Below are 10,741 nucleotides of genomic sequence, written 5' to 3' on the forward strand. Positions count from 1 at the left end.
TGAGTGACCTTAAGACGATTTCCGCCGGTTTCTCGGTAGGCGGCAGTTCGGACCAGACGTAATAGTGAGTGACCTTAAGACGATTTCCGCCGGTTTCTCGGTAGGCGGCAGTTCGGACCAGACGTAATAGATGAGATACCGAAAATCCTGCGTCACCAGCGCCGGGTTGGAGGCATTGCGCGTTGTCGGCACCGGTTGGGCGACATCATGGTGGCCCAAGCCCACCGATTCCTGCACAGGCGGTAAATCGGCCGACAGCGTCTGCRACGGATCGGGCAACGCGGCCACGACGATCGATTCCGGCTTATCCCGGGCCGCGGTCGTGTCGGTGGCCGTCCCCGCCGCGGGTTCGGCGGCCGTCGCCACTTCGGCGCTGGCGACAGCGGCGTTCGCGACAACGGTGTTAGCGACAACGGCGTTACCAATTGCGATTGCCTGCGGTTCATCCGCGAGCCTGGCGTTGGCGGCGAGAGATGCTGCGCGGTCCTCGATTGGCACTGCGCGGGTGTTCTCGGTGCCGGCCGAACCGAAGCCAGCCAGCCAGCCAACGATCCACCCTGCGAGAACGACCGTTCCGCAAAACGTGGGCGCCACTGCCGCAAATCGCCGCGGATTCATGATCCCGTCGCCTCCAAAGGCTCTGCCTGAGCCATGCTCCACAGGCAAGCACGCGACGGGTTGATTTTCGGGTCGAGACGTGGCCGCGCAATGGCGCAAACCGCAGCTCATCAACTTTTCCAAGAAGTGTTGCCCGCATGCAACGCGCCGCCGGCAAGCAATTGTTCTCCGACATAAGCGTGTAGGGAAGTTTCGGACCCATGCGGCCAGTTCGGGGCGAGCCCGCCATGGTGAATGTCGGACCAACAGATGCGCTTGAGTGGCCGTAGTCGCGGATGCCGGCCCCTCGAGCGGTCTGTCGTTGACGATTTATGGGATCTTCGAGCGAACCGACCCCATGGCCCGAGATCAAAGCGTCCGTCGCAACGGCCCTCACACCGTACATTGATCGGCCCGGCGATCGGCGCKACGGCTATTGCCGATTGTCTTCTTCCAGCAGATTGGCCTCGTCATTGGAATTGGTCCAATTTTCGACCCACTGCGACCAGATTTGAAGACGAGGCTATGATCGCTAACGCGACGTTTTTGGTTGGACCTCGCATGCAACTTCACTGCATGAGGCACTGGATGAGGAAGCAGACTCCAATAATAGCTTTCGCCGCTTTCATGCTCTCTACAGGGATCGCACACGCTCAGTTTCTGTTTTGGCCGCAGAACAGGTTCTGGCCAGGCCACTACGCTCCGTTCAAACACAAGCACCATCACCGGCAGACAAACTCTGGATCTGCGAAGAACGCTCGGCCCGAGGACCCTCCGAAGGGCCCGCTCCAGATCATCATCTCGATCGCTGACCAACGGGTCTCGCTTTTTGACAACGGGGCCCTGATCGCACGCTCATCGGTGTCCACGGGAACTCAGGGCCATCCTACACCCCTCGGCGTATTCAGCGTGATCAGCAAACAACGATGGCACCGTTCAAATATTTATAGCGCTGCCGCCATGCCCTACATGCAGCGCATCACCTGGTCAGGGATTGCGTTGCATGCCGGTGTCGTGCCTGGGCACCCGGCGTCACACGGCTGCATCCGTTTGAAAAATGACTTTGCCATTCGACTCTGGCATCTCACGAAGCGCGGCACGCGCGTGATCATTGCGCACGACGATGTCCAGCCGGTCGAGATAAACAATCCGCACCTCTTTGGGCCGAAAGCCGTGTCCGGTTCGCCGGAATTTCAGGCTGCTACAGTCGCGGGTAAGAGCATTAGCACAGCCGCGGCAACGCATGGATCACCGGCGTCCAAGGCCGAGACTCCAGAAGCCACTAGTCTCCAGGGTCCAAGCTCGGCTTCCGCTGAAGGCGCACCTAGAAGGATGGTGCCGATCTCCGTCTTCGTGAGTCGTAAGTTGAGCAAGCTCTTCGTGCGTCRGGGCTTCTCGCCGTTGTTTGATGTCGGGGTCAATATCGAAAATCCGGAGGAGCCCCTGGGAACGCACGTGTTTACCGCAATGGAATTCCAGAACGAGGGAGCGGCTATTCGCTGGACCGTCGTGTCGATTCCGGACGAATTTCCTCGCATCGTGGGTGCCACGAACGAGCGCGAAGCGCCCGCGAAGCAAACCGCCCTATCGGTACCGTCGCCCGATAAAGCCAACGCTGTCCTCAACCGCATCGAAATACCACAGGATACCGTTGAGAGGATCTCTAAACTTCTGACGCCGGCCTCTTCATTGATTATTTCCGACGACGGATTTAGCCATGAGACGGGAAATGACACGGATTTCATCGTGGTAACGCATTGATGCGGCGGCGCACCCCACCAACACACGATGCCGCTGCGCAACCCGCTGGAATTGTTCGACGGCAATTCTGGTGCAAGATTCTTGATGTCCGCATCTAAGCCAATGCAGCGCGAGGTCCGTTCTGGGTCAAAGTGTGACTTCCGCGCTTGCTCTCGGGGTGGCCGCTTCTACCCCGAAACCGGACATCCGCCCCCGAAGAAAGGGGGTTGACCTCGCAACTCGGATTACAGAAGGGATCGTCACCCAACTGCACCCCTTAAGATGACTGGTCGGGACAGCCGACCGAAAACGAGAGCCATCCCGCGATGACGACCTACGTGGCCCTGCTTTACAGTGTGGTTCTCCCGCTCGGCCGGCGATTGGCGATGGCCGAGCTGCGTGCCATGGCGCAAGGCCTCGGCCTCCGTGACCCCAGAACCATCGGCGCGACGGGAAATCTGACATTTGAGAGCGACGAGGCGTCGATTGGCAAGCTGGAGAAAAACCTCGAAGCGGCCCTCAACGCGCGGTTCGGCAAGCATATCGCGATCATCGTTCGCAACGCCGACGCGTGGCGACGCCTGCTACGCGCGAACCCGTTTCGTGCCGAAGCGACCGCTGATCCGCAAAGGGTCGCCGTTCGCGTGATGCGCAGTCCAATTCCGAAAGGTGGCGAAAACGCCTTGACACGCTATATCAGCGATGAACGAATTGCCGTCGCCGGTGGCGATCTCTGGATCCATTTTACGGGCGATCCAGCGAGATCGCGTTTGCTTTCGGCGTTAGGCGCCGGGCGCCTGCAAGGCGTCGGCACGTTGCGCAACACGAATACGCTGAGGCGAATCGGTGAGGCCGTGACTTCGGCCAGATCCAGCCCTGCTGATCGAAAATAAAAGCGATCACCGAGGCAATGCAGCGGCCGCGGCAATGGAGAGGCCGTCAACCCAACATCACCGCACCCCGGTGCCTTTGCATCGCTGGCACTTCACCACCTTGTCGCCCTTCTTGAGCAAACCTTTGCCCTCGCAATTCTTGCATTTCTGCTTCTTCTTGATGTTCGGGCCTTTTTCACTAACCATGAAATTCTCCTGCCGCGAGAGAGCGGTCATGTGCGGTAGCCCAGCGGAACAGCCGAGCGTCGCCGGGTCAACCCTGCACGGTCATTTATGTCGGCTTCGGCACCACCAGCACCGGGACGCGTCCGTCCACCAGGACCTCGGATGTCTGGCTGCCTAAAAACAGCTTCCTGAGGCCGCGACGCCCATGAGAGGCCATGACGATCAAGTCGCAGCCCCTGGACTTTGCCGTTTCAACGATCGCAGTCGCCGGGTGCGCATTCGGAACATGCAAGAATTCTGCAGGCGCACCGATCTGCTCCGACATCGCGCGCGCTTCATCGAGCACTCTGCCCGCTCGGGCCTTGCAGGCTGCGTCGAAGCTGTCGATCTCGTCCCGCGTCGGAATCCATCCCGAGTCGTGTCCGCCCCCATGGTCGATCGGCAGCGCTTCCGTCACCGTGATGATCGTCAGCCTGGCGTTCAAGGCCTTCGCCAGGGCAATGCCGTGCTCCACGCCTTTTCTCGCGACGTCCGATCCATCCGTGCTCAAGAGAATGTTGGCGTACATTGGTGGCTCCCTTGCTCGTCGAACAAAGTGATGCCCGGGGAGTATGATCCTATGCGCGGCGCGGGTCCATGCGCGTTCTCGGCTATGGTCTCGCCGTCAAAGCTTCGAAGGGCGGCTGTTACGGTGATGGTGCACTTGATTCACGAGCTTACGACCATGCGAACGCGGCCTGCGCTATTGAGTGCACTGTCACCGCAATCCGAGGCAGATTGGGTCAATGGAGTGCGCTGTCGGGTCGCGAAGGCAGAGAGGTCATTGCTTCCAGCTGCGCTGTTCGCGTTGCCAACATGGCGAGCAAGCTCTTGTGCAGCCGATCCCCGGGTTCGAAATTTTGCGCGAGCCYTCGGACGGTGTCGACAAATCGCATGCGATACGTCGCCGCTCTGTCGACGTCTCCGTACTTCGCGAAGATCTCGGCGGCCGTGCGGTACACTCGCCAGGATGCAATCGGGAAGTCGGCACCGTCGACGATCTCCAGCGCGCGGGACAGCTGCAACTGAGCCTCCGCTGAATTGCCCAAGGCAAGCGCAGTACGCGCGAGCAGTCCGTGGGCCTGGGCCAGGTGATTGAGATCCGGGGCCGTGGCCACATAGTCGTGGAGCTGGCGAGCACAGCTCTGAGCCTGCGTAAAGTCGTCAACCTGCAAGTAATATTCGCCGAGGCAATGATACACCTGCGTCGCGGCGGTAAATTCGATGTCGATGCCTTCTTCAAGCCGGCGGCGCTCAATATCGTCAAATTGCCTGCGAGCTCCCGACGGATCGTTCAGGCCGACATAGGCCTTGGCAAGGACGGCCCGCTTGTGGAAGTACGTCGACTGATCGCCGACCAGCAGACTATCGTCGACGCTTTCGCAGAGCTCCCGGGCTCCATCAAAGTCCATCGCTTCGACGTGCAGCCACGCAAGCGTCAGCCGGCACAATGCGCTGCTGGGGCCGTTCGCGTTCCTGACGGCCAGTTCGAGGCCGGCCGTGATTTCACGTCGCAATTCGCGCCACTCGCCCAGATGAATAAGCGCGATTGACTCAAGAACGTTGAACAGAACAAAAGTGTAAACGTCGCCAGCCAGACGCGCCAATCGCTTGCCTTCCGTGCCGGCGCGCCGACACTCCTGGTACCGCGACCTCCAGCAATCAACGATACCGGATATTCCGTTGCGCCTGATCAAGATGCCATAATTCGTGGCATTCGCGCTCAGCTCGATCGCCCTGTCGCAGAGCGTGGCGTCCTGTTTGCGCCAGCCGTTGAGGAACAGGTTGACGCTCGCGCTGCTGCCCTGGACCAGGGCCTTGAACGTGTCGTCCGCAAGCGCCTGGCTTCGCGACAGTACATCTTCGGCGGCCTCAAGGCAGGCGTGGCGATCCACGCGCAAGCAGAGACTGCTCACAGCCGTGAGGCCGTTGAGCTGTTGCTGGACATCGCCCGCTTGTTCGGCGCAGGCAATCATGTCTCGCAGATCACGGATGGAGCCGACGAGGTCGCCGCACGAGCGATGGGCCCAGCTTCGCTGCCGCAGAAGAGCGACGCGGGTTGAGAAATTGTCGGCAGCATCGAAACGATCGAGTATGCCAAGCGCGCGGGTGAGATAGCTTGCGGCCTCCGCATGGCCGAGGCGTTTCGTCGAGCTCTTTGCCGTTTCCTGGAGGTAGCGCAACGCCCTCGGAAAGTCGCGACCCTGCTCAAAGTGAAGTGCGAGCGCGGGCGCTATTTCGGAGGTGCGGCCGGCATAGGCCTCCTCCAGCCTCTTGCCCAGGCGCTTGTGCGTTTGTGCGCGGCGACCGGGCGGAAGATTCTGGTAAATGATGTTCTGATAGAGAATGTGCCGGAAGGCGTAGGAGCCCGAATATGTCCCATCGGGCCACTCGGAAACCCCCGAACGAACGAGGATTTGATCCTTCCGGATCGACGCTTCGATGTCCCTTTCAACGTCGATCGCATCGTCGGACAGGCCGGCCGCAACGAGGGCCGCAGAAAATTCCTCGCCGGCAACGCTGGCGACATCGAGCAGACGCCGCKCGCTGTCGGTGAGGCGATCGGGCTCGTGGCCAATCATGTTCACGAGGCTGTCTGGAATGCGGTCCTGCGTAAATGCGGCCTGTGAGGACAGGCGCCATCCGTCGTCCATTTCGACTATCGACTCCTGGTCGATCAAGTGTTTGAGCAGCGTGGCAACAAACAAGGGATGTCCCAGCGTTCGCTCGAACACCGGCTTTGACAGGCTGGAGGCAAGTTCCTCGTCGTCGAAGCGCAATGCCAGGTAACGCTCGACCTCCGAGCGCGACAACCGATCGAGGCGCAATTCGCTGCAGTATCCATGAATCTCGAGATCCCGGTGCAGGCGAGGAATGGGATGCCCGCCGACGGAACTGTCAGCCGGACGATAGGAGCAGAGGACCAGCACGCGCGCCTTGCCGTTCCCGCGCGCGAAGCGAGACAGTACGTCGAGGGTCGCGAAGTCGCTCCAATGCAGATCTTCGAGAACAAGAACCCAGGGGCGGTCGATGCTCAGCGCTTCCAGAAGATCGCAGAATTCGCGCAGCATCCGTTCGCGCGTCGCGCCGAACACTTCCTCCTGGAAAGCCGCGCGTTCCGATGCGTCGATGACGCCGGGCAATTGCAGGATCCAGGTGGGGGCGTGGGCGCGAACTGCCGAAATCAATTCCGGACCGTTTGCGCGATAACGGCTCACCAGCGCATCGATGAGTGGAAGAAAAACTTCGTCTGTTCCGAATCGTTCGGTGCAGCGCCCATAGAGCTGATCGAAGCCCTGGTCCGTCAGCTGCTCGACCGCCTTGGCGATGAAGGCCGTCTTGCCAATTCCGGCTTCTCCGGTGACAAAAGCCATCTGCCGTTTGCCGGACAAGACGTGCCGTGTCATCTGGTCGATCGTCTCGAAGGAGGGTGTCCGGCCGACCACCAGGGTGGAGATTTCGGTTTTCAGAGGTACGACCGCGTTCTCGACCTCCCTGGCCGCTTCCCGCACCGTGCCGATAAAGCGGACGCCTTTGCGCGGCAAGGTCTTGATCAGCCGCTGCATCTCGCCGGAATCGCCTATTCCCGTACGGGCTGCGTTGATGCGGGTGGTGAGCGCTGACTCCGAGACGATGCGCCCGCCCCAAATTGCACTGATCAGATCGTCCTTCGTCACCACCCGGGTGCGGTGGCGGATCAGATATTCGAGGACGTCAAAAACCTGAGGCTGCAACGGGATCGTACGTCCGTCACGGCGCAATTCCCGCCGGTCGGTGTCGAGGACAAACTCGTCAAATAGATACAGCAAAACAATGCCTTCGGAGGTGCGCGCGAGGCGGATATTCAACCGGTACACCGGCCCGAAATCAAGCACACCCTTCAGAATCAAGGAAACGATAAGAACAAATTAAGCTCGCCTTAAAGCGTGGCGCGGCGTCCCGCCCGATACTTCCAGCCGTATCCAGTCACTCACACAAGGTGCTCGTGTCATGCGCTTGGAAGAAAAGGCGCGGCGTCTCACCCGCGTGTTCTATAGGTTGTTGCTTCACAAGATGTTTCAGTCGATCGCGGCATCCTCCGTACCATTGTTTAACAGCAGAGCTTCAACCAGAAGCGATGCGTTATTTTCAGCGAATTCGTTCGGCGTCTCCACGGGCTCTTCCCGAAAAGACGGCTGGTTTGGGCACCTCCTTCAAGCGCTCCACCATTCGCGACGCCTGCAGGCAGAGCGCACCCTTCGACAGAATCGTCACCTGGTCGACAGTGGGTGGCCCCAGTTTGCCTCTCGGTCAGACGTTGGAGGGCGCGACAATGCCGGTCAGTGAAAAGTCGTCCGAACGCAAGCATCGGATTTCGGCGCCGGGCGAGAATACGCTGCTCGCAACGATCGCCATCTGCGTTGTCGTTTTTCACATCCTCGCGGCCATGATGTTGACTTCGATCCGCCAGAGCGATGCCGGGGCACCGCCCGAGCCGCCCGGACTGTCGTCCGGGGACTAATCGCCAGGTCGATTTGACAGACAAGAAGGGTTAGCTCATGGGCGACATGGCGTCGTTTTGCCTGCTCAGTATCGCTGTGTTTTGCGGCGCTTTCGTCTCGGGCCTCGCGGGCTTTGCCTTTTCGGCGGTGGCCGGCGCGATTCTCCTTCACGTTCTCCCACCACGGGAGGCGGTCCCGCTGRTGATGGCTTGCAGCATCACCGTGCAAGCGGCGGGTCTTTGGGCCTTGAGAAAAAGCATCCGCTGGAAACAGAGCTCGGGACTGGTCGTCGGTGGATTGCTTGGCGTTCCGATCGCCGTGTGGTTGCTGCAAGCTGCAGACGCGCGGATCTTCAGAGAGAGCTTTGGTATCGCCGTCGCCTGCTACGCGGCCTACACGTTATTCCGGCCGGTGCTTTCTCATCGCTTGCAGATGAATGCGGGACGTAATGCATTAATCGGCTTCGGCGGAGGCTTTGTCGGCGGGTTGACGGCAATGCCGGGTGCAATACCGACCATATGGTGTGACATCCACGGCGTGCCAAAGACCGAGCAGCGCGGAATGGTTCAACCCTTCATCGCCGCCATGCAGATATTGGCACTTGTTCTCATGCTGATCCGAGGAGATCTGTCGACAAAGGTCCTGGTTGACTTCGCCGTTACCATCCCGGCGCTCCTTGTAGGAACGGCGCTCGGGATTTTCGCCTTTCGCTGCGTCAATGACACGCTGTTCCGGCGAATTATTCTCAGCATCTTGCTGGTTTCGGGACTGTTGCTGGTGTTGTAGTTACGCCCGTCGCGCGACCAGGCGAGGGTGACGAGGCCCGCAACGGTTCCAGGATCCTCGTCACCCGGTTCAGCTCAGCCCGCGCTTTTCGGGACCGGTGTGTTGAGCAGCTGCTGCTCCCACAGGAACGCGATGCCACTCCCGCCGGCATGCTGCAGGATCACCTCCGTCAGCTTGACGGCTTGGTCGGCCCTGGCCCAGTCGCGCTGCCATTCGGCCGCCACTGCCAACCAGGTCATCATGTTGGCGCCGGCCGTCATCATGCGCTGGATGGCGACCTCGTGGGCCTCGACCGAGACGGCACCGGACGCATCTGTGACCACAGTGACGTCCCAGCCTTCGCCGAGGGCCTGGATCGTCGGCATCGCGACGCATATCTCGGTCCACAGACCGGCGATGATCAGCTGCTTGCGGCCCGTGGCCTTGACCGCGTCCACCACCTTCTTGTCCTGCCAGGTGTTGATGAACGTCCGATCGATCACCTCCTGTCCGGGGAACACTTCGGTGATCTGAGGGAAGAGGAGGCCACCACGCTCGGCAATTACGCTCGTCAGGATCGTGGGGACACCGAAGGCCTTTGCTGCCTTCGCGAGAGCTGCCGTGTTGTTGATCACCATCTGCGGTTCATGGCTGTTCACGTTCGCAAGCTGGTAGGGCTGGTGGTCGATCAGAACGAGCACTGAGTCTTCGGGGCGAAGAAGCGAAGCAAGGCCGTTACGAAGTTTCATCATGAGATCCCTTTGTTGCCGTTGAATGCGGCATCGGTTTTGGGGAGACGCTCGCCAGAGGCGGCGTCACCTGGAGGGTTTATTGCCGTTCCCGCGTTCGATGCGGTAGTACCGTTTCGTGGCAAGCTGTGTCGCGAAATGAGGTACGCCAAAGTGGACATCGAAGAGCTGCGGACATTCGTAGAAGTTGCCGACGCTGGCGGAGTTTCGCCTGCTGCGCTTCGGCTCGGCGTTGCCAAGTCAATCGTCAGTCGACGGCTCTTGCGGCTTGAATCGGAACTTGGTGTCCAGCTCCTTGCACGAACCACCCGCGGCGCCGCTCTAACGGAAGCTGGCGCGACGTTCCGGGACTATGCTGCCAGAGTCTGCACCGAGATCGACGTGGCCAAAGAGACGATCCTGCCTGCCGGCGAGCTTCGTGGGCGCTTGCGAGTTGCCGTGCCGCTGTCCTTCGGCTCGAACTACTTCGCCCCCATGATGGCGGAAATGGCGCGACGACACCCCCAGCTCCAAATCCACACCTGCTACAGTGACCAATTCGTCGATCTCATCGCAGAAGGTTATGACTGCGCGATTCGAATTGGCCATCTTCAAGACTCAAATTTGATCGCCAAGCGCGTCGGACCTATCTACGGCAAGTTCGTCGCGAGTCCTGGCTACGTCAAAGAGCACGGGTCGCCTGAGACACCCGAGGAACTCATCGCCCATCAAGCTCTAATGCAGGGCGCGGAAGCTTGGCAGCTCATGGATGGCGACAAGATCATCACGGTTCGTCCACAGGGTCGCTTCAAGGCCGACAACGGCACAGCTCTGGTGGCCGCCGCAGCAGCAGGACTCGGGATTGCCTACCTCCCCGATTTCCTCACTGATGAATTGCTGGCATCGGGGAGGCTTGTTTCCGTCATGACCCGTCATCCACCGCCTCCGGCGGGTGCCTATGTCATCCGCCCGCCAGGCCAGCATCCCGCGCGGAAGATCCGGGTCCTCACGGAATTGCTGATCGAGCATTGCGATCGGGTCAAGTGATGGATCGGCGGGTGGGCCCGGCAGGGCTCGAACCTGCAACCAGACCGTTATGAGCTGCGGGGGTATCGGACGCGTTCGTTGATTTTCCTGCGTTTTCGTTCCCAGCGGCAACACCTGTTGCGCGCTTCATCAAGGCCGACACCGATGGGCGGTCGGCCTTTGCTTCTCGTTCAAAATGCGTGAGTCATTTGAGATGGATCAAACCGATCGATCGCGGCGCAGCTCTTACTGACAACAACAAGGAAAACAGGCATTCGGGTGGTGTGCTGCTTCGAGGGGGCAGGCC

At 60.3% G+C, this 10,741-nt stretch carries 10 protein-coding genes; 5 read left to right on the top strand and 5 right to left on the bottom strand.

The annotated features are described in order from the left end of the window. Positions 1–9 precede the first annotated feature (9 nt). On the bottom strand, positions 10–618 hold the full coding sequence (locus AC1D00_RS10825) for a hypothetical protein (protein ID WP_477010671.1): 609 nt from the start codon (positions 616–618) through the stop codon (positions 10–12). Between the two features lie 606 nt (positions 619–1,224). Between AC1D00_RS10825 and AC1D00_RS10830 the strand changes: the two genes are divergently transcribed. Next, positions 1,225–2,358, top strand: coding sequence for a L,D-transpeptidase (locus AC1D00_RS10830; RefSeq protein WP_477010679.1), 1,134 nt, complete (start codon positions 1,225–1,227; stop codon positions 2,356–2,358). A 305-nt stretch (positions 2,359–2,663) separates the two neighbouring features. Then, entirely contained in the window at positions 2,664–3,230 is a 567-nt protein-coding gene (locus AC1D00_RS10835; RefSeq protein ID WP_477010672.1) for a DUF1697 domain-containing protein, read from the top strand. Positions 3,231–3,287: 57 nt separating this feature from the next. Here the strand turns inward: AC1D00_RS10835 and AC1D00_RS10840 are convergent, their stop codons facing one another. From AC1D00_RS10840 to AC1D00_RS10850, 3 genes are all read right to left on the bottom strand, one after another. Next, positions 3,288–3,446 carry a hypothetical protein gene (locus AC1D00_RS10840; protein ID WP_167771197.1) on the bottom strand — a complete coding sequence of 53 codons (159 nt, stop codon included), beginning with the start codon at positions 3,444–3,446 and terminating at the stop codon, positions 3,288–3,290. A 55-nt stretch (positions 3,447–3,501) separates the two neighbouring features. Then, positions 3,502–3,963: a universal stress protein gene (locus AC1D00_RS10845; protein ID WP_477010673.1), complete on the bottom strand. Its 462-nt coding sequence runs from the start codon at positions 3,961–3,963 to the stop codon at positions 3,502–3,504. A gap of 214 nt (positions 3,964–4,177) precedes the next feature. Continuing rightward, positions 4,178–7,324 carry an ATP-binding protein gene (locus tag AC1D00_RS10850; RefSeq protein WP_477010674.1) on the bottom strand — a complete coding sequence of 1,049 codons (3,147 nt, stop codon included), beginning with the start codon at positions 7,322–7,324 and terminating at the stop codon, positions 4,178–4,180. 227 nt (positions 7,325–7,551) lie between these two features. Here AC1D00_RS10850 and AC1D00_RS10855 point away from each other — a divergent pair, with 227 nt between their 5' ends. Next, entirely contained in the window at positions 7,552–7,935 is a 384-nt protein-coding gene (locus tag AC1D00_RS10855) for a hypothetical protein (protein ID WP_477010675.1), read from the top strand. Positions 7,936–7,972: 37 nt separating this feature from the next. After that, entirely contained in the window at positions 7,973–8,701 is a 729-nt protein-coding gene (locus AC1D00_RS10860) for a sulfite exporter TauE/SafE family protein (protein WP_477010676.1), read from the top strand. Between the two features lie 74 nt (positions 8,702–8,775). On the opposite strand, the gene AC1D00_RS10865 is transcribed toward AC1D00_RS10860, so the two are convergent. Next, on the bottom strand, positions 8,776–9,429 hold the full coding sequence (locus AC1D00_RS10865; protein ID WP_477010677.1) for a hydrolase: 654 nt from the start codon (positions 9,427–9,429) through the stop codon (positions 8,776–8,778). A gap of 153 nt (positions 9,430–9,582) precedes the next feature. On the opposite strand from AC1D00_RS10865, the gene AC1D00_RS10870 reads away from it, so the two are divergent. Continuing rightward, positions 9,583–10,455, top strand: coding sequence for a LysR family transcriptional regulator (locus AC1D00_RS10870; protein WP_477010678.1), 873 nt, complete (start codon positions 9,583–9,585; stop codon positions 10,453–10,455). The last annotated feature ends 286 nt before the right edge of the window (positions 10,456–10,741 follow it).

The sequence above is a fragment of the Bradyrhizobium sp. P2_E8 genome (assembly GCF_056403875.1).

What these genes read in the sequence shown, in the direction of transcription:
- AC1D00_RS10835 (WP_477010672.1), top strand. Translation starts at nt 2,664, where the DNA reads ATGACGACCTACGTGGCCCTGCTTTACAGTGTGGTTCTCCCGCTCGGC.
- AC1D00_RS10865 (WP_477010677.1), bottom strand. Translation starts at nt 9,429, where the DNA reads ATGAAACTTCGTAACGGCCTTGCTTCGCTTCTTCGCCCCGAAGACTCA.
- AC1D00_RS10840 (WP_167771197.1), bottom strand. Translation starts at nt 3,446, where the DNA reads ATGACCGCTCTCTCGCGGCAGGAGAATTTCATGGTTAGTGAAAAAGGC.
- AC1D00_RS10855 (WP_477010675.1), top strand. Translation starts at nt 7,552, where the DNA reads ATGCGTTATTTTCAGCGAATTCGTTCGGCGTCTCCACGGGCTCTTCCC.
- AC1D00_RS10845 (WP_477010673.1), bottom strand. Translation starts at nt 3,963, where the DNA reads ATGTACGCCAACATTCTCTTGAGCACGGATGGATCGGACGTCGCGAGA.